Origin of the sequence: Acinetobacter sp. WCHA55 (assembly GCF_002165305.2) — a bacterium.
Taxonomy (GTDB): domain Bacteria; phylum Pseudomonadota; class Gammaproteobacteria; order Pseudomonadales; family Moraxellaceae; genus Acinetobacter.
In genome coordinates, this window is the sequence record NZ_CP032286.1 from 1,051,306 (window position 1) to 1,069,244 (window position 17,939).

Below are 17,939 nucleotides of genomic sequence, written 5' to 3' on the forward strand. Positions count from 1 at the left end.
ATTATGTCTGCGCCACTGTTTGAAAAAGTTGCATTTATTGGTCTTGGACTGATTGGTTCGAGCCTTGCACGAGTAATGATTGCTGAAGGTTTAACCCAAAATATTGTAGCCTCTACACGTTCGGAAAAAACCTTACAGGATGCTAAAGCTTTGGGTTTAATCCAACAGGGGTATAGCGATCCTGTGCAGGCGGTTCAAGGTGCGGATTTGGTGGTTTTAGCCTTACCTGTTCGTGCAACGCAAAAAGTCTTAGAAACCATCAAACCCTATTTGCATGAACATACGATTATTACCGATGTAGGCAGTACCAAAGGCAATGTGGTCGACGCGGCCAAAGCCGTGTATGGTGAGGCATTGCCTGCTGGGTTTGTACCGGGGCATCCCATTGCGGGGGCAGAACACACGGGTGTGCATGCAGGTAAGGTCGATTTATTTGCAAACCATAAAGTGATTTTGACACCGTTACCAACCAGTGCTGATTGGGCCGTAGAGAAACTAATTCAATTGTGGCAAGCTGCGAAAGCAGAAGTGATTTGTATGGATGTGGCCAAGCATGATGAAGTCTTGGCGCATACCAGTCATCTTCCACATTTGATGGCCTTTAACCTGGTTGAACAATTGGCAAACCGTGAAGATAATTTAGACATTTTTCGCTATGCTGCGGGGGGATTCCGTGATTTTTCTCGAATTGCAGCAAGTGACCCACAAATGTGGCATGACATCTTTTTTGCCAATAAAAAAGCCATTTTAAATGCCGTAGATGGTTTTGAGAACCAACTGGCAACAATTCGTAAACTCATTGAAGATGAAGATTCACATGCTTTAATGGGCTTGCTTGGACATGCGCAAGCAGCACGCCAGCATTTTAACCATATGCTCGCTCAAAAACCTTTCATGGAGAACAATAAAGTGACAACACAGCAATTCACCATATTACCGGGTAAAAAGAGTTTCCAAGGTAAGTTTAGCGTGCCAGGTGATAAATCTGTGTCACACCGTTCAATCATGTTTGGTGCAATTGCAGAAGGAACGACGCATGTGACAGGTTTCTTGGAAGGTGAAGATGCGTTAGCAACCTTACAAGCTTTCCGTGATATGGGCGTGAGCATTGAAGGTCCTAAAAATGGTGAAGTGACGATTCATGGTGTAGGCGTAAATGGCCTTAAAGCGCCAGCAAGTGCACTTTACATGGGTAACTCGGGGACGTCGATGCGTCTGCTTTCAGGCATGCTCTCTGCACAGAAATTTGACTCTGTAATGACGGGTGATGCATCACTGTCGAAGCGTCCAATGGAACGTATTGCTAAACCATTACGTGAAATGGGTGCACAGATTCAAACCACAGGTGAACGTGGCACACCTCCTGTTTCGATTACTGGAAACCAAGCTTTACATGGCATTCATTATGATTTGCCAATGGCATCTGCGCAGGTGAAATCTGGAATTTTATTGGCAGGTTTGTGGGCGGCAGGTGAAACATCAGTCACAGAACCTGAACCTACACGTGACCATACTGAACGCATGCTACGTGCATTCGGTTATGACGTGAAAACAGAAGGTAACCGTATTTCACTGCAAGGTGGAGGTAAGTTGGTTGGTACAGAGATTCAAGTGCCATCAGATATTTCATCGGCTGCTTTCTTTATGGTGGGTGCTGCGATTACCGAAGGTTCAGATGTTACCTTAGAAGCCGTGGGCATTAACCCAACGCGTACAGGTGTGATCGAGATTTTGAAGCAAATGGGTGCAGACATTACGGTTGAAAATGAACGTATTGCAGGTGGTGAGCCCATTGCGGACATTCGTATTCAAGGTACACGTACACTCAAAGGTATTCATATGCCTGAAGATCAAGTTCCATTGGCGATTGATGAATTCCCTGCATTGTTCATTGCAGCTGCATGTGCTGAAGGGCAAACCGTATTAACAGGTGCTGCTGAGCTGCGTGTGAAAGAATCAGACCGTATTCAAGTGATGGCAGATGGTTTAAAAACCATGGGTATCAATTGTACGCCGACTGACGATGGCATCATCATTGAAGGCAAGGGTCGTTCAGGTGAGTGGGGCGCGATTTTCACTGGTGGGGAAATTGAATCACATCACGATCACCGTATTGCGATGAGTTTCTCAATGGCAGGTTTACGCACCTCTGCTGAAATTAAAATCATTGGTACTGAAACGGTTGCTACGAGTTTTCCGACCTTTACCCAATTAAGCAATCAAGCTGGTTTAGCGATCCAAGTCACTGAATAAGACTAAAGCTTAGATATTTTGTGTGAGAACAGCCAAGCTTTTGCTTGGCTGTTTTGTGTTAAGCCATTATGCTAAACCCATATAACAAAAAAGCCTTTGGGATGATCAATGAGAAAATTACAATTTACAGCACAGCATGGGCAGCAGCAGGATGTAAATGAAAGCGGTGTAGTACAGAAGCAAGTACAAGACCTGCTGGTTCAAAAGTTAGGCCAATTTGGTTTTGAAACATTGCCACAAAGTGGTGATCAGGTGGCTGTGAGTGTAGATCATCATACATTGCCTCTGTCTATTACATGCCAAGGTCATGACAAAGAAGGAAACTTGGTATGTGAAATTGCTTCTTATCCTGATGAAGAACAGGACTGGGTAGACCGTATTGCGGAGCGTAGCTTATTGAATCAACTTGCTCAAGCAGTGGAAAATACATTAAAAACAGATAAAAGTTTTACTGAGTTTGAGTGGAAAAATAGTTAGCCTAATGGGGAAAAAAATGCTGAATATTTTATCATTCAGCATTTTCTAGGACAGAACAAGTTTAATATTTTAATAGGTCAATGCGTCTATTGCATGATGTGCTATAAGACCTACTCCACACGTAACCAAGTCTGGCTGCGTCCCACAGCAGAAACACCTAAATACCCTCTTAAGAATAGTTTTTTCCCATTTGGGCTAATTTTGCCTTTTAGGCTATACAGCTTGCCTGAAACGGGATCAATGATTTTGCCATGCGTATAATTAATATTATTTTCAGTTTTTAAACCTGTAATCACTTGCATACCAATAATAGGCTTATTGGTGTAGGGAGCAGGGCAGTTGGTGCAGAACTCTTTAGCGGTATAACCCGGACGAGGCGTTGCTTTTAGTGCAGTTCCAGCATAAGTCCCATTGGTTTGCTTTTCAATTTTCACCAGACCTTTAGCTTCTCCAGTTTTATCATCGATATAACGCCAAGTTCCTATAATGTCCTGAGCACAGGCTGATGTGCATGCGATAGTGAATAAAACTGCCCCGAGAATTGTTTTCATAAAATCCCTGAATATTTTAAAAATTATTTAAATGAATAGCTGTAACGAGCTAAGATATTGATTGTATAACTTATTATTTGAATAATGATGTGCAGAATATATCAAGTTCAAGCGTAGATTGTTGCATAAACTACCATTAGTAGGGTTAAGCACTTACATATTTTTAAAATAGGCATTTGAGGGGGGATAGTGTTGATTGTGTTTAGCGCTCAAAGCTAAGCTTAAAATTATTGGGGAAGAGAGGTGGTATAAGGGCCGGCGAATGAAGCTGCTTAAAATGGCTTATAAAGCATCTGAATAGAAAAAGAGATAGGGTTAGATTAAAAATAAAAAGTTCAAGAAAGAAAAGATCTAACATTAAAGACAGTCATTTCTTTCCTGAACTGAGTGATGTGTTAAATCCACAAGAAACGGGTAATCGCAATACGTAACTGTTTTAAGTAACCAGTAAAGAAGTGGTTTGCACCAGGTAATACCGTCACTAAATGGCGCTGCGGTTTAGCCCATGTAATCATGTCAGACAATAAGGTCACTTCATCGGCTTCGCCATGGATGAATAAGATGTCACCTTTAAGCTGTGGTGTTACATAGTGGCGCACACCGGCGACCGTTGCCGTTGGTAGACCACATAAAATGGTTTGTTTTGGTCGAATTTCTTCTTGTAAAGCATCATAGCATTTTGCCATGACATGCGCACCAAAACTAAAACCACCTGCATAGAAGGGTAAAGTTGTATGTGCTGCACGAGCATGCTTAATCACTTCAAGAACATCATCAGTTTCGCCATGACCTTCGTCGTGTAGACCAACACTTTGACCTGAGCCACGGAAACTTGGACGGTACACAATACAACCACGTTCTAAGAACATTTGCGCAAGCAATGCTGGAACCTTGTGTTGAGGCGTACCACCTTGGAGTGGATGGGGGTGAGTAACTACCGCGAATCCTTTCACTTCACCCTGTGGATAATCTACAAAAACTTCAATTTGCCCAACTGGACCTTGAATGAACATCTGCTCAGACATAGAGAATCGATACATATAACAGGAGAATGGGCTAGTTTAACCGTTTATGCTTATTAAAAACACAGATTGGCAATAAAATAAGTCTACTGATATAGTCTGTTTAATTGTTTTTTAATCAGGTTATCTATGCTTGCCCTTGTTTCTCCTGCCAAAACTTTAGATTACCAAACTCCTTTACCTACTGATACGTATACACAACCCAGATTGTTGCAACATTCCCAAGAATTGATCAAAGTTAGTCGCAAATTGTCAGCAAGTGAAATTGCAAGCTTAATGAGTGTCAGTGAAAAAATTGCCACCTTAAACGCTGATCGTTTTCGCGATTGGCAGCTAGAATTCAGCTTTGCCAATGCGCGACAAGCTATGTTTGCTTTTAAAGGCGATGTTTATACTGGTTTAGATGCTTATCATTTGTCAGAGTCGAACATTCAGTATGCACAGCAACATTTAAGAATGCTCTCTGGTTTATATGGTTTGCTACGTCCATTGGACTTAATGATGCCGTATCGTTTAGAGATGGGAACCAAGCTGGCTAACCCACGCGGACATAATTTGTATGAGTTTTGGGGTAATCACATTACCGATTTAATTAATCAAGATTTAGCACAAGCAGGTTCGAAAATTTTGCTGAATATTGCGTCGGATGAATACTACAAATCTGTGAAAGAAAGCAAAATCCAAGCAGACATTATTAAACCTGTGTTTTTAGATCAGAAAAATGGCAAATATAAAGTCATTAGTTTCTATGCCAAAAAAGCACGTGGATTGATGGCGCGTTACATGATTGAAAACCAAATCGATCAAATTGAAGGTTTAAAATCATTCCAGACAGATGGTTATTATTTTGATGCAGATAGCTCATTAAAAGGTGAGTTGGTCTTTAAACGAGATGAACAGGCTGCATAATGCATGGGCATTCCAATGGTGCAATATACAAAACAATTTCAGGACTATTGGACGCTCACTGCAAAGCAATTGAGTTTGGATGACGATACCACTCAAAATTTCTATGCGTCGCTGTATGACGCCTATGGTGAAGTACAGCGACATTATCATAGCATTCAACATATTGTTGAATGTTTAGAGCACTTTCATCAGATCAAAACCCACTTAGACGATGCCTTGTCCGTTGAGTTGGCCATTTGGTTTCATGATGTCATCTATAACCCGCAAGCAAATGACAATGAGCAGCAAAGCGCCGACTGCATGCAACAGATGCTTAAAAATGTGCTAGGAGCTAAGCAAGTTGCAAAGATCTATGCATGGATTTTGGCAACCAAAACACATGCACCGACAGCTGACGCTGATTTGGCTTATCTATTGGATATTGATCTGGCTATTTTAGCCAGTGATCCTATGCGTTTTGTTGAATATGAACGCCAAATTCAGCAAGAGTATGCTTGGGTTGAGCCCGCACTTTATGTGCAGAAGCGCCAGCAAGTGTTAAGGCACTTTTTAGAAATGCAGCCTCTGTATCAAACACCACTTTTCCAAAAGCGCTATGAGCGACTGGCTAAGCAGAACTTAGCCCAAATTTTAAGTGTTTAGAGCCCTTTAAACGCTTCGATGGCACGCACACGGCTTGATTTTATATCGACGATTGGTTTGGGATAGTCTAGTTCCATATTCGGCTGCCGAGCATAAGGCTCATGAATGCTTTTGGCATCTAAATGTGCAAGCTCTGGTAGCCACTGTCGAATATAGTCACCATTGCTATCAAACTTCTGAGACTGGCTCACAGGGTTAAAGACTCGGAAGTAAGGCACAGCATCGGTGCCCGTGGAGGCACACCACTGCCATCCACCATTATTGGCGGCTAAGTCACCATCTGCCAAATGTTGCATAAACCATTGCTCGCCCAGTCTCCAATCAATCAACAAGTTTTTAGTTAAGAACATTGCAACAATCATACGGACACGATTGTGCATCCAACCAGTCGCAAGTAGTTGCCGCATACCTGCATCCACAATTGGAATACCAGTATGACCTTGTTGCCATGCGTTTAAATCTTCAGGCGAATCTCGCCATACAATACGCTGTGTGTTGGCTTTAAATGGCAGATGTTTAGAGACATGCGGAAAATCAAATAAAATATGTTGATAAAACTCTCTCCATAATAATTCATCTAACCAAGTTTGTTGGCCTATGTTATCAATCATAAATTGACCGTGTTGAGCACGAAACAGGGCATTGAGACACTGTCGAATCGACACGATCCCGAGATTTAAATAAGTTGAAAGTTGGCTGGTGCTATTTAAAAAAGGAAAGTCTCTCTCTTTTTGATAGTCACTAACTTTGTGATCAATGAAATCATCAAGCACTGAAAGTGCATATGCTTCCGTTTCAGGCCAGTAGGCTTTAATTTGATTTAACTCATTTGTATTCACATCAATCAGCGATTCAATGAGTGGAATGGTTGTATTTAAATCGGCGGCAAGCTCTACAGTCTGCTGTATAGAAGGAAGAGGGTAGCACTGCGGTAAGCCAATATTTAAGCGTTCATAACAGTTTTTTTTAAAAGCACCAAAGACTTGATAGGGCTTACCCGATTGGTTACGAATACTGTTTAAGGGAAAGAGGGTTCGATCTTGGAAGAGCGTAAATTCAACTTGTTGCTGATTTAAGCACTGTTGAACTTCCGCATCTCGCTTAAGCTCATTCACACCCATTTCGATATTTGCAAAGATCTGTTGTACTTGCAGTGTATGACATAAAGATGAAAGCTGAAGTGGAATATCTTGCCACAGCGGAATATTTAGAATGAGCAAAGGAACATTCAACTGAGCAAGGCTCTGTTTTAAATCGTGCAATTGTCTGACATATAAATCAATTTTTACAGCCGCGTCATGATGTAATAACCACTGTTGTGGTGATAGGATCACTAAAGCCAGCATAGGTCCATGTTGGCTTGCATGCCAAAGTGCGGCATGGTCGTGTATGCGAAGATCTTGTCTAAACCAAATTATGTTCATAAAAGGTTAATCAACTGTAATTTTTTGAAATATAAAATATTACAAAATTGAGCACTTTGATCATATTTTTTTCTCACACGTTTAACTTAATCTTATGTTATTGAAATAATTAAATCAGAAAAAACTATAAAGTGTGAAGATGCTTTTTATCTGATAAATGTGTGGCCCTTTGTATTATTTGTTATGATTTGTAATCATGCTAAAGCAGTTGTGGATATTGTGAATGTCATGAAAAAAATTCTAATCCCTATTTTTGTGGCTGCTGTTTGTTTGCTTGGGTTTGTTGTTTTTCAGGATACAGAAACGAAAAAACAGCAACAGTTGAATCAACTCATGAACAGTACTGAGCCTAAAGTGCAAAAGTTGAGTCCTCTCTCAAAGGCAAAGGTCGTGCCTGAAAAAGTGAATAGCTCGTTTCAAAGTGATGCTGAAGCAATAATCGATTCAGTTTCTATTAAAGTAATTTGAAGCTTAAGATAGAATAAAATCATGTATAAATGACTTATCATGTTGAATTTTAATTAAAAATAAATTTAAAACAATTAAAAATCAGTGTGTTATAATTCGCGCCGAGATATATTGAATTTTAGATTTTGAGTCTAAAATGACGTTTTTGTTGAAAGCTGCATACGGTTTATGCGGCTTTTTTGTTTAGGTATATATGGTTCGACCCTACGTTTGAATCATTCATGGCTAAATAAACTTTTCCTGAATTGAGGAAATTTGGCATATTCATTGCTTTAACTTCCAGAAATTTAATCAGATTTTCATCGTACTGAGTGTCGGAATTTTTTGGCAGTTATACAGTTTTAAAAGTTTATTTACAGGGGCTAGGTCATGACGACTCCTAATCCATCTTCAGAAAATATGCTCGAGCGTATATTCAAACTGAGTGAAAATAAAACCAGTTTTCGTACAGAGCTTCTTGCAGGTGTAACAACATTCTTAACCATGTGTTACATCATTATTGTGAATCCAATGATTTTATCCGAAACGGGGATGGATCATGGTGCTGTCTTTGTAGCGACTTGTCTTGCAGCCGCAATTGGCTGTTTGGTTATGGGTATTGTTGCAAATTATCCAATTGCATTAGCACCAGGTATGGGCTTAAACGCTTACTTTACCTATTCAGTGTGTATGGGTATGGGTGTGCCTTGGCAGACTGCTTTAGCTGCAGTGTTTGTATCAGGTTTGGTATTCATTGCGATCAGTATGTTTAAGATCCGTGAGGCCATTGTGAATGCAATTCCAATGTCGCTTAAGCTTGCAATTGGCGGCGGAATTGGTTTATTCCTTGCGTTGATTGCTTTAAAAAATGCAGGCGTTATTGTGGACAATCCAGCGACTTTGGTTGGATTGGGGGACTTAAAGCAACCGACGGTTCTTTTGGCTTTATTTGGCTTCTTGATGGTGGTTGTACTGCATCACTTTAAAGTACGTGGTGCCATTATTATCAGCATCTTGGCTTTAACTGCAATTTCAACAGTTATGGGCTTAAGCGAGTTCAAAGGTGTTGTTGGTGAAATTCCATCAATTGCTCCAACATTCATGCAAATGGATTTTGAAGGTTTATTTACAGCAAGCTTAGTGGGTGTCATTTTTGTATTCTTTTTGGTCGATTTATTTGATTCAACAGGTACATTGGTTGGAGTGTCACACCGTGCAGGCTTGCTGAAAGATGGCAAACTTCCCCGTTTGAAAAAAGCATTATTTGCAGACTCAACTGCAATTGTTGCAGGTGCAGCATTAGGTACATCTTCAACGACACCATATATTGAATCGTCTGCGGGTGTTGCTGCTGGTGGCCGTACAGGTTTAACCGCAGTTGTGGTCGGTGTGTTATTTATATTGTGTTTATTTTTAGCACCTTTAGCTCAATCTGTACCTGGTTTTGCAACAGCTCCAGCACTGTTATTTGTTGGTGTGTTGATGATTCAGGGGATTACTCATATTGATTGGGATGATATTACTGAAGCCGTACCTGCATTCTTAACCATTGTCTTTATGCCTTTTACCTACTCAATTGCAGATGGTATTGCGATGGGCTTTATTAGCTATGCATTGGTTAAATTGTTCACAGGGAAAGCGGCAACCGTACCGTACATGGTGTGGATTGTGGCTGTGCTTTGGGCATTAAAATTCGCGTTATTTGGTGGCTGATTCATCAAATAGTGATAAGGGTGTAAACTCAGTTTACGCCCTTTTTTATTTTTAAAGAGGAAAAGATATGAGTCAATTGGAGCTCATTCGTGCTTTACCAAAAGCTGAATTACATGTGCATATTGAAGGGACATTTGAGCCAGAACTCATGTTTGCAATCGCACAGCGTAATCAAATAGATATTCCTTATAAGTCGGTTGAAGAAGTAAAACAGGCTTATAATTTTCACAATTTACAATCGTTTTTAGACATCTATTATGCTGGCGCAAATGTACTGATTCATGAGCAAGATTTCTACGACTTGGCTTGGGCGTATTTTGAAAAATGTGCCGAAGATCGTGTCGTGCATACCGAAATGTTCTTTGACCCACAAACGCATACAGACCGTGGTATTGCATTTGAAACCGTGATCAATGGTTTACAACGAGCATGTGATGATGCTCAGGCAAAATTTAACATTAGTTCGCATTTGATTATGTGTTTCTTACGTCATTTAAGTGAAGAAGCTGCATTTGAAACTTTAGCGCAGGCATTGCCTTATAAAGATCAAATCATTGGTGTGGGTTTGGACTCAAGCGAAGTTGGGCATCCTCCTGCAAAGTTTGAACGTGTCTTTGCTAAAGCGCGTGAAGCGGGCTTTTTAGTGGTTGCGCATGCAGGTGAAGAAGGCCCAGCAGAATATGTGTGGGAAGCTTTGGATTTACTTAAAGTAAACCGTATCGACCACGGTGTGCGTTCTGAAGAAGATCCTGTATTAATGCAGCGTTTGATTGCAGAGAAAATGCCACTGACAGTTTGTCCGCTCAGTAACTTAAAGTTATGTGTCGTTGATGATATGGTACAGCACAATATCCGCCGCTTGTTACAACAAGGTGTGCAAGTAACAGTAAATTCAGATGATCCATCGTACTTTGGTGGTTATATGAATGACAACTTTATTGCGATTACAGATGCGTTAGACTTAACAGCAACTGAACTAAAACAATTGGCGCTGAACTCGTTTGAAGCATCGTTTATTTCGACAGAAGAGAAGCAAAAATGGGCGGCTGAAATTGCAGCCATTGCTTAATCTAATGTTGCTTTAAAGACAGAGTTCGCTCTGTCTTTTTTATGTGAGGTCGATATGAAAAAAATCATTGTATGGCTTGTGGTTATTTTTGCACTTTTTGCAGTTTATTTACTTAAAACAGATACAGGGTTAACTCAAAAGATATTAAAGCCAGTGGTGGTATATCAGTGCGGTGTAGAGTTGGAGTCGACACGTTTATGGAAAGTCAGTACAGCATTGATCGGTGAAGAAAAAAAGAATCAACTTCAAACACAAATCTGTGGCTGCGTGGGTGAAAATGCATTAAAGGATATTCCCGCAACAACCTTATTATATGCAGTGGTTGATGAGCAAGTCAAAAAACAGGTAGTACAACAGGGCGTGTTGAATACACTGAAAGGATGTGTGGTGGATGAGGTCCTAAAAGCAACAGATTGATGCTTTTAGGTCATTTATCTATATCTTACTTTGCTTGCTTGGTCATGCTATTTAACACATTATCTTTATCAATAAAGTGGTGTTTCAGCGCAGCTGCAATATGACCCACTAACAGCAATCCTGCAGCCCATGAAATCCAAATATGTAAAGGTTTTACGATTGCAAGTAGCTCAGGGTTATCTTGTACTAAACGGGGAATTTCAAAAAGGTATAATACAGGTGCAGGGTGCCCAGCACTCCAGCTAAATAAACAGCCTGTAATGGGCAAAGCCAGCAAAATGAAATATAAAGCTAAATGACCGAGGTGTGCCATTTTTTGCATTAACGGTGACATACTGTCTGGAAGTTTAGGTGCAGGGTGGGTATAGCGCCAAAAGATCCGAATCACCACCAGAAAAATAATCGTGGTTGCAATGTTTTTATGTAGGGTAATCACATCGCCTTTAAAGCTACCATCAGCATCATAACTTAAGAAATTTCCACTATAAAAACCAATCAGCCAAGCAGCAATAAAGATAATCGCCATAAGCCAATGCAGGATTTGAGCAGTACGCGTGTAATGAGTATTTGCCGAGTTCATTAGATTTACATCCATTTTTATGTTGCGCTATTTTATAGAATTATATCTATGCCAAAAATATGTCAGGTGCAACATAGCGTTGATATTCTGCAACGCTGTACCGAGCAGTGGTGAATGTCTGATCTAAAACTGTGCAATAAGCAAAAGATATTAAAAAGGTCTGGAAATAGTGTTTCCGTAAACAGTAAAGTTTCGGCAAAATACGCGTACTTTAACTGTTGTAAATGGATAAATCCGTGAAAAAAATGATAGCAGTGCTTGCTCCTGTGGCTTTGATTCTTTCGGCTTGCACCACTACAGATATGGCAACGAACACTACGACAACCACGCAACAACTCGGTACAACAGCGCTTAAAATTGCTATTAATGCAAAATGTACGACTGAGTTGAATAATCTACCGGCATGGAAAACGGCAACCAAATTTATGACGACTGACCAAAAGACTGATATTCAAACAGAAATTTGTGGTTGCGTAAGTGAGAAAGCTCCACAAAATATTACAGCTGTCGATGTGGCAACAGCGACGCTTGACCCTGCAGCGCGAACAACCATTATTAGCAATGCCGTAACCAAAACCATCAATGCCTGTGTGGCTGAAGCGGTTAACTAAGTTCTAATACCTCAAAGTAGCGGGGTCATGCCTCGCTTCTTTTCAGTTTTTTTGTACTTTTTGGCATTTATCTTTTATATTAATCTGAATAACAACACTTGAAGCCTTATTTCTTTTACAACAAAGGGTGTGTCTGTATGAAAAATGATAAGTTAATACTTTGTTTGCTTGGATCGCTTATGCTTTCTGCCTGTGCGTCGAATCCTTTGTCTGGCTCAGATGATGATGGAATCTCGGCCATTAAAATGGCGTCACATGCAAAATGTATGGATGAAATCGAAACTAATCCGACATGGATTGTGAGTAGTAAACTGTTATCTGAAGACCAAAGACAGAAGAAAAAACGTGAAGTATGTAACTGTGTCGGGGAAAATTCGCCGAAGGTGTTATCTAAAGAGCAGTTGGCTTTGGCTGCCATTGATCCCAAAGCAAAGGCAACCTATAGCGCTTTAGCAGCAACAAAAACAACAGCCACATGCGCCTCTGAAATGCTAAACTAAACCGAATGAATTGTTAAATTTTTAAAATGGCTGTTGATCAGCCATTTTTTATGAGAGTAAAAAATGCAAATTGCAGGTGCAGATGAGGCAGGGCGTGGCCCTTTGGTGGGGTCAGTGGTCGCTGCTGCGGTAATTTTAGATCCGAATAACCCGATACAAGGGCTGAATGATTCTAAAAAACTGACTGAAAAAAAACGTGAAAAACTTTTTGTCGAAATTCAGGAAAAAGCATTGGCATGGGCGATTGCTGAGGCAAGTGCTGCTGAAATCGATGAGATTAATATTTTGCAAGCATCGTTGCTTGCTATGCGCCGTGCGGTTGAACAGCTCACGATACAGCCTGAACATGTATTGGTTGATGGTAATAAAATTCCACAAGGCTTGAGTATGAGCTGTGAGGCAATTGTGGGGGGCGATGCTTTACATGCCGAAATCTCAGCGGCGAGTATTCTGGCTAAGGTGACACGTGACCATCAAATGATTGAGATGGATCGAAAATATCCTCAGTTTGGTTTTGCTAAGCATAAAGGTTACCCAACCAAAGCGCACTTTGAAGCGATTGCTGAGCATGGGGTCATCGACGAGCATCGCCGTAGTTTTGGGCCTGTAAAGAAAGTGATTGAGGCGCTTGAGCAAAAAGAGACTGTATAAAAATTTAAAGCGGCCAATCGGGCCGCTTTATATCTGAATGTTTCAATCTTAACGATTAAAATTATTCTGCTGTGCACCTTCATCTTCAAATGCAGGCTGGTAGTCCTGATCAAGATGTTGAAGATGTTCATGCATTGCACGTTCATGCTGAATGCGTTGATAAATCTCTTCACGATGTACAGATACTTCTTTGGGAGCATTGACACCAATACGAACTTGGTTGCCTTTGACACCAAGTACAGTAACACTTACTTGATCCCCAATCATTAATGTTTCACCGACGCGTCGGGTCAAAATCAGCATGTTTATCTCCTTGCAAAACGCTAAACCTGCAGTTGTACTAAAGTAAAATACATAATTTTTTGTATTTAAAAAAATTTAAACAAATGTTTAATACAACCACATGACACTTGGATTTTTAGATATCTAGCGACATTAGGTATAACATTCATCTAAATTTAAGAAAGCCTCGGGCTTAATATAACAGAGCCACTATAGAAAAAACTATAGTGGCCCCTGATTTTTGTAGTCTTTTGCAAAAACTGTCAGACAATGACAAGTTTTTCGCAAGATTGCTTAAGCACGTGCGCTTGATTCACCATGTTCACGGTCTAAACCGAAAGCAGTGTGTAGAGTGCGTACAGCAAGCTCTAAATAGTTTTCTTCAATCAGTACAGAAATTTTAATTTCTGAAGTAGAAATCATTAAAATATTGATGCTTTCATCTGCTAATGCAGTGAACATTTTGCTTGCAACACCCGCGTGCGAACGCATGCCTACACCAACGATTGAAACTTTAACGATATCATCACGAGTTACAACTTCACAGCCTTCAATACTGCTCGCTGTTTGTTCTAAAATTGCTTTTGCTTTTGCCAAGTCTGTACGGTTTACGGTAAACGTAAAGTCTGTCGTACCGTCTTCTTCTACGTTCTGGATAATCATATCCACTTCGATATTGGCATTGCTAATAGGCGATAAGATTTTAGATGCAATGCCTGGTTCATCAGGAACACCCAAAATAGTAAGTTTTGCTTCGTCGCGGTTAAATGCAATACCTGCAATGATAGGTTGTTCCATATCGTCTTCTGCCTCAGTCGTAATTAATGTGCCTACGTTTTGTTTGAAATCTTCATCAAATGCACCATCATCGTCATTATCAAAACTTGATAATACGCGCAGTGGAACTTGATATTTACCAGCGAATTCAACAGAGCGTATTTGTAAAACTTTTGAGCCTAAAGATGCCATTTCTAGCATTTCTTCAAAAGAGATACGGTCAACTTTTTTCGCTTTTGGTGCAACGCGAGGGTCAGTGGTATAAACACCATCTACGTCTGTGTAGATTTGGCATTCATCTGCCTTTAATGCAGCAGCTAAGGCTACACCTGAAGTATCTGAACCACCGCGACCAAGTGTTGTTGTGTTGCCATTTACATCAAAGCCTTGGAAGCCAGCAACAACAATAACGCGACCTGCATCTAAGTGCTCAGTCATCACGTCAGTATCAATCGACTCAATACGAGCTTTAGTAAACGCGCTGTCCGTTTTAATACCGACTTGGCGACCAGTGAGTGACTTAGCTTCAACGCCAATAGAATTGAGCGCCATCGCTAACATGGAAATCGTTACCTGTTCGCCCGTAGAAACCATTTGGTCTAATTCTCGTGGGTCAGGGGTTTCGGTAATGGCTTTCGCTAAAGCAAGTAGACGATTGGTTTCGCCACTCATAGCTGATACAACCACTACAACCTTGTGGCCGTGGTCATGCCAACGCTTTACACGACGAGCAACATTTAAAATGCGCTCTGGAGTACCCATAGAGGTACCGCCATATTTTTGAACGATTAATGCCATAGTTGTTCCATATAAACCATGACCCTGAATGCATCATTCAGGATCAGTTACACAAAAGGTGAAGTTTTATTTCGCTTCAAGCCAAGCAGTTAAATCTGCCATCACTGTTGCAAACTTCTCGTTTAGTGGCGCGCCACCTTGTGCTAAGTCAGGTTTACCACCACCTTTACCACCAAGCTCAGTTGCTAGATGTTTGATGATGTCACCTGCTTTAATAGAAGCAGTAAAGTCTTTTGCTACAGATGCAATCAGGCTAACTTTGTCACCTTCAACACCAGCAAGTACGATGACTGCATTTTCTAATTTTGATTTCACACCGTCATGTAGATTGCGAAGTGATTTCGCATCCATGTTTTGAACAGTCGTGATCAGCGTTTGACGACCCGCAAGCATTTGAACTTGGCTTAGAAGTTCAGCGGCTTGTAAGCTCGCAAGCTTTTGATTGAGTTGATCAATCTGCTTTTGCAAAGCAGAAGCTGTATCTACTACTGCTTCAACTTTTTCAACAGTTTGATCTTTTTGTGCTTTCAATAAACCATTGATATGTACAATGTCGGCTTCAGCTTTTTGTACAACTTCTAATGCTTTAGTGCCTGTAACCGCTTCAATACGACGTACGCCTGCAGCTACACCACCTTCAGAAGTGATTTTGAACAAGCCGATGTCGCCCGTGCGTTTAACGTGAATACCACCACACAGCTCAATTGAGAAGTTCTTTTCTTCAATGATTGAACCCATAGATAGTACACGTACTTCATCACCATACTTCTCACCAAACAGCATCATTGCACCTTTGGCTTTTGCAGATTCAATATCAAGTAATTCTGTAGTTACGGCTGTATTCGCAAGCACTTCAGCATTTACTAAGCGCTCAATCTGTTGTAATTGTTCAAAAGATACTGGTTGGTCATTGGCAAAGTCAAAACGTAAGATATCACTTGCAACCAATGAACCTTTTTGCTGAACGTGTGAACCTAAAATTTGGCGTAACGCAGCGTGTAGAAGGTGAGTTGCAGAGTGATTGCGTGCTGTGGCAGCTCGAATATCTGCTTTAACAATCGCATCGACGTTTTGCGATACTTTAAGGCTGCCTACAGTGACAATACCTTGATGAACAAATGCACCGCCTGATTTTTTGGTGTCTTGGACTTCAAAAATACCTGTGTCATTTTTGAAAATACCCGTATCACCAATTTGACCACCGCTTTCAGCATAGAAAGGTGTTTGATTCAGTACGATTAAAGCCTCATCGCCTTCAACTACTTCATCAACTTGTTCACCGTCTTTGTATAAAGCAATGATTTGACCTTGACCCGCAGTTGCATCATAACCGTCAAATTGAGTTTCACCTTCAACTTTAACCACGCTGTTATAGTCAATCGCGAATTTACCAGCATCACGTGCACGTTGACGTTGTGCTGCCATTTCTACTTCAAAGCCAGCTTCATCAATGGTTAAATCACGTTCGCGTGCGATGTCTGCTGTTAAGTCTGTTGGGAAGCCGTAGGTGTCGTAAAGTTTGAAGACAACTTCACCTGGAATGACTGAACCTTTAAGTTGTGCTAATTCACCTTCAAGCAGTTTCAAACCTTGCTCTAAGGTTTTAGCAAATTGTTCTTCTTCTTTCAGTAATTGTGCTTCGATACGGACTTTCTGTGCCTCAAGTTCTGGGTAGGCAGCACCCATTGCTTCGATTAACGGTTGCAACATTTTATGGAAGAAAGAACCTGTTGCACCAAGCTTGTTACCGTGGCGAACCGCGCGACGGATAATACGACGCAGTACATAGCCGCGACCTTCATTCGATGGGTTAACACCATCAGCAATCAAGAAGCAGCATGAACGTGCATGGTCGGCAACAACTTTAAGTGAAGCAGGGTATTGTACAGGTGTACCATTCGCTTTGGCTTCAGCTTCAAGCGCAGTGGTATCTAAACCAATAATTTCCGCAGCTGCTTTTAACAGGTGCTGGAATAAGTCAATTTCGTAGTTTGAATTCACATGCTGTAGTACAGCAGAAATACGCTCCAAGCCCATGCCTGTGTCTACAGAAGGTGCTGGAAGAGGGTGCAATACGCCATCCGCAGTACGGTTGAACTGCATGAATACGTTGTTCCAGATTTCGATGAAACGGTCGCCGTCTTCTTCTGGTGTGCCCGGTAAGCCACCCCAAATATGGTCACCGTGGTCAAAGAAGATTTCAGAACATGGGCCACATGGACCTGTATCACCCATAGCCCAGAAGTTATCTGATGCGTATTGACCACCTTTGTTGTCACCAATACGGATAATACGACTAGCGTCTAAACCAATTTCTTTGTTCCAGATGTCAAATGCTTCATCGTCAGTGTGGTAAACCGTTGCATAAAGTTTGTCTTTAGGCAGTGCCAACCAAGCTTCACCAGTGAGAAAATCCCACGCAAATTTGATCGCATCACGTTTGAAATAGTCGCCAAATGAGAAGTTACCTAACATTTCAAAGAAGGTATGGTGACGTGCGGTATAACCGACATTATCTAAGTCGTTGTGCTTACCACCTGCGCGGACACACTTTTGTGAGGACACGGCACGTACATAATCACGTTTTTCTAGGCCTAAGAAACAATCTTTAAATTGGTTCATACCCGCGTTGGTAAACAACAAAGTAGGGTCGTTGGCGGGAACTAGAGAACTCGACGCGACACGTGTATGCCCTTGCGATTCAAAGTAGCTTAAAAAAGCTTCGCGAATTTCAGCTGATGTCATAAAACGAGTACTCACAACCAAGTCACTCCATAGTTTCGATTTGGCTAATAGTAGCTGAAGAAAGTCTTATT

Annotated in this window: 18 protein-coding genes; 11 read left to right on the forward strand and 7 right to left on the reverse strand. The window is 41.0% G+C overall.

Annotated features, from left to right (window positions below):
- Positions 1 to 3: 3 nt before the first annotated feature.
- Entirely contained in the window at positions 4 to 2,253 is a 2,250-nt protein-coding gene (locus CDG62_RS07875) for a bifunctional prephenate dehydrogenase/3-phosphoshikimate 1-carboxyvinyltransferase (RefSeq protein ID WP_087526569.1), read from the forward strand.
- 108 nt (positions 2,254 to 2,361) lie between these two features.
- Complete coding sequence (locus CDG62_RS07880; protein ID WP_087526568.1) at positions 2,362 to 2,730, forward strand: hypothetical protein; 369 nt, start codon at positions 2,362 to 2,364, stop codon at positions 2,728 to 2,730.
- A 110-nt stretch (positions 2,731 to 2,840) separates the two neighbouring features.
- On the opposite strand, the gene CDG62_RS07885 is transcribed toward CDG62_RS07880, so the two are convergent.
- Both CDG62_RS07885 and CDG62_RS07890 read right to left on the reverse strand, forming a co-directional pair.
- Positions 2,841 to 3,281 carry a DUF2147 domain-containing protein gene (locus tag CDG62_RS07885; RefSeq protein ID WP_087526567.1) on the reverse strand — a complete coding sequence of 147 codons (441 nt, stop codon included), beginning with the start codon at positions 3,279 to 3,281 and terminating at the stop codon, positions 2,841 to 2,843.
- A gap of 395 nt (positions 3,282 to 3,676) precedes the next feature.
- Positions 3,677 to 4,306 (reverse strand): alpha/beta hydrolase, encoded by a 630-nt coding sequence (locus CDG62_RS07890; RefSeq protein WP_010327145.1) that lies wholly within the window; start codon positions 4,304 to 4,306, stop codon positions 3,677 to 3,679.
- Between the two features lie 126 nt (positions 4,307 to 4,432).
- Between CDG62_RS07890 and yaaA the strand changes: the two genes are divergently transcribed.
- Positions 4,433 to 5,212, forward strand: coding sequence for a peroxide stress protein YaaA (gene yaaA / locus CDG62_RS07895; RefSeq protein WP_087526566.1), 780 nt, complete (start codon positions 4,433 to 4,435; stop codon positions 5,210 to 5,212).
- 15 nt (positions 5,213 to 5,227) lie between these two features.
- On the forward strand, positions 5,228 to 5,854 hold the full coding sequence (locus tag CDG62_RS07900; RefSeq protein ID WP_087526590.1) for a metal-dependent hydrolase: 627 nt from the start codon (positions 5,228 to 5,230) through the stop codon (positions 5,852 to 5,854).
- On the opposite strand, the gene CDG62_RS07905 is transcribed toward CDG62_RS07900, so the two are convergent.
- Positions 5,851 to 7,278 (reverse strand): cryptochrome/photolyase family protein, encoded by a 1,428-nt coding sequence (locus CDG62_RS07905; RefSeq protein WP_087526565.1) that lies wholly within the window; start codon positions 7,276 to 7,278, stop codon positions 5,851 to 5,853. The two genes, CDG62_RS07900 and CDG62_RS07905, sit on opposite strands and share 4 nt — an antisense overlap.
- 228 nt (positions 7,279 to 7,506) lie before the next feature.
- Between CDG62_RS07905 and CDG62_RS07910 the strand changes: the two genes are divergently transcribed.
- The 4 genes from CDG62_RS07910 to CDG62_RS07925 all read left to right on the forward strand — a co-directional run bounded on the left by CDG62_RS07910 (position 7,507) and on the right by CDG62_RS07925 (position 10,924).
- Positions 7,507 to 7,746 (forward strand): hypothetical protein, encoded by a 240-nt coding sequence (locus tag CDG62_RS07910; protein WP_228254434.1) that lies wholly within the window; start codon positions 7,507 to 7,509, stop codon positions 7,744 to 7,746.
- A gap of 369 nt (positions 7,747 to 8,115) precedes the next feature.
- Positions 8,116 to 9,438: an NCS2 family permease gene (locus CDG62_RS07915; RefSeq protein WP_087526563.1), complete on the forward strand. Its 1,323-nt coding sequence runs from the start codon at positions 8,116 to 8,118 to the stop codon at positions 9,436 to 9,438.
- Between the two features lie 67 nt (positions 9,439 to 9,505).
- Positions 9,506 to 10,507 carry an adenosine deaminase gene (locus tag CDG62_RS07920; protein ID WP_087526562.1) on the forward strand — a complete coding sequence of 334 codons (1,002 nt, stop codon included), beginning with the start codon at positions 9,506 to 9,508 and terminating at the stop codon, positions 10,505 to 10,507.
- Positions 10,508 to 10,561: 54 nt separating this feature from the next.
- Positions 10,562 to 10,924 (forward strand): hypothetical protein, encoded by a 363-nt coding sequence (locus tag CDG62_RS07925; protein ID WP_087526561.1) that lies wholly within the window; start codon positions 10,562 to 10,564, stop codon positions 10,922 to 10,924.
- A 25-nt stretch (positions 10,925 to 10,949) separates the two neighbouring features.
- On the opposite strand, the gene CDG62_RS07930 is transcribed toward CDG62_RS07925, so the two are convergent.
- Complete coding sequence (locus CDG62_RS07930; protein WP_004696150.1) at positions 10,950 to 11,504, reverse strand: cytochrome b; 555 nt, start codon at positions 11,502 to 11,504, stop codon at positions 10,950 to 10,952.
- Positions 11,505 to 11,740: 236 nt separating this feature from the next.
- Between CDG62_RS07930 and CDG62_RS07935 the strand changes: the two genes are divergently transcribed.
- From CDG62_RS07935 to rnhB, 3 genes are all read left to right on the forward strand, one after another.
- Positions 11,741 to 12,115, forward strand: a complete 375-nt coding sequence (locus tag CDG62_RS07935) for a hypothetical protein (protein ID WP_162904018.1) — start codon at positions 11,741 to 11,743, stop codon at positions 12,113 to 12,115.
- 137 nt (positions 12,116 to 12,252) lie between these two features.
- Complete coding sequence (locus tag CDG62_RS07940; RefSeq protein WP_087526559.1) at positions 12,253 to 12,615, forward strand: hypothetical protein; 363 nt, start codon at positions 12,253 to 12,255, stop codon at positions 12,613 to 12,615.
- 63 nt (positions 12,616 to 12,678) lie between these two features.
- Positions 12,679 to 13,266: a ribonuclease HII gene (gene rnhB, locus CDG62_RS07945; protein ID WP_087526558.1), complete on the forward strand. Its 588-nt coding sequence runs from the start codon at positions 12,679 to 12,681 to the stop codon at positions 13,264 to 13,266.
- Positions 13,267 to 13,314: 48 nt separating this feature from the next.
- Here rnhB and csrA read toward each other — a convergent pair whose 3' ends face one another.
- The 3 genes from csrA to alaS all read right to left on the reverse strand — a co-directional run bounded on the left by csrA (position 13,315) and on the right by alaS (position 17,883).
- Positions 13,315 to 13,569, reverse strand: a complete 255-nt coding sequence (gene csrA, locus CDG62_RS07950) for a carbon storage regulator CsrA (RefSeq protein ID WP_004982340.1) — start codon at positions 13,567 to 13,569, stop codon at positions 13,315 to 13,317.
- Between the two features lie 273 nt (positions 13,570 to 13,842).
- Positions 13,843 to 15,123, reverse strand: coding sequence for an aspartate kinase (locus tag CDG62_RS07955; RefSeq protein ID WP_087526557.1), 1,281 nt, complete (start codon positions 15,121 to 15,123; stop codon positions 13,843 to 13,845).
- 66 nt (positions 15,124 to 15,189) lie between these two features.
- On the reverse strand, positions 15,190 to 17,883 hold the full coding sequence (gene alaS, locus CDG62_RS07960) for an alanine--tRNA ligase (RefSeq protein ID WP_171405707.1): 2,694 nt from the start codon (positions 17,881 to 17,883) through the stop codon (positions 15,190 to 15,192).
- Positions 17,884 to 17,939: the final 56 nt, after the last annotated feature.

Coding starts and splice junctions, on each gene's coding strand:
- csrA (WP_004982340.1), bottom strand. CDS start 13,569: ATGCTGATTTTGACCCGACGCGTCGGTGAAACATTAATGATTGGGGAT.
- yaaA (WP_087526566.1), top strand. CDS start 4,433: ATGCTTGCCCTTGTTTCTCCTGCCAAAACTTTAGATTACCAAACTCCT.
- CDG62_RS07915 (WP_087526563.1), top strand. CDS start 8,116: ATGACGACTCCTAATCCATCTTCAGAAAATATGCTCGAGCGTATATTC.
- CDG62_RS07885 (WP_087526567.1), bottom strand. CDS start 3,281: ATGAAAACAATTCTCGGGGCAGTTTTATTCACTATCGCATGCACATCA.
- CDG62_RS07955 (WP_087526557.1), bottom strand. CDS start 15,123: ATGGCATTAATCGTTCAAAAATATGGCGGTACCTCTATGGGTACTCCA.
- CDG62_RS07875 (WP_087526569.1), top strand. CDS start 4: ATGTCTGCGCCACTGTTTGAAAAAGTTGCATTTATTGGTCTTGGACTG.
- CDG62_RS07925 (WP_087526561.1), top strand. CDS start 10,562: ATGAAAAAAATCATTGTATGGCTTGTGGTTATTTTTGCACTTTTTGCA.
- CDG62_RS07910 (WP_228254434.1), top strand. CDS start 7,507: ATGAAAAAAATTCTAATCCCTATTTTTGTGGCTGCTGTTTGTTTGCTT.
- rnhB (WP_087526558.1), top strand. CDS start 12,679: ATGCAAATTGCAGGTGCAGATGAGGCAGGGCGTGGCCCTTTGGTGGGG.
- CDG62_RS07880 (WP_087526568.1), top strand. CDS start 2,362: ATGAGAAAATTACAATTTACAGCACAGCATGGGCAGCAGCAGGATGTA.
- CDG62_RS07900 (WP_087526590.1), top strand. CDS start 5,228: ATGGTGCAATATACAAAACAATTTCAGGACTATTGGACGCTCACTGCA.
- CDG62_RS07940 (WP_087526559.1), top strand. CDS start 12,253: ATGAAAAATGATAAGTTAATACTTTGTTTGCTTGGATCGCTTATGCTT.
- CDG62_RS07920 (WP_087526562.1), top strand. CDS start 9,506: ATGAGTCAATTGGAGCTCATTCGTGCTTTACCAAAAGCTGAATTACAT.
- CDG62_RS07890 (WP_010327145.1), bottom strand. CDS start 4,306: ATGTCTGAGCAGATGTTCATTCAAGGTCCAGTTGGGCAAATTGAAGTT.
- CDG62_RS07905 (WP_087526565.1), bottom strand. CDS start 7,278: ATGAACATAATTTGGTTTAGACAAGATCTTCGCATACACGACCATGCC.
- CDG62_RS07930 (WP_004696150.1), bottom strand. CDS start 11,504: ATGAACTCGGCAAATACTCATTACACGCGTACTGCTCAAATCCTGCAT.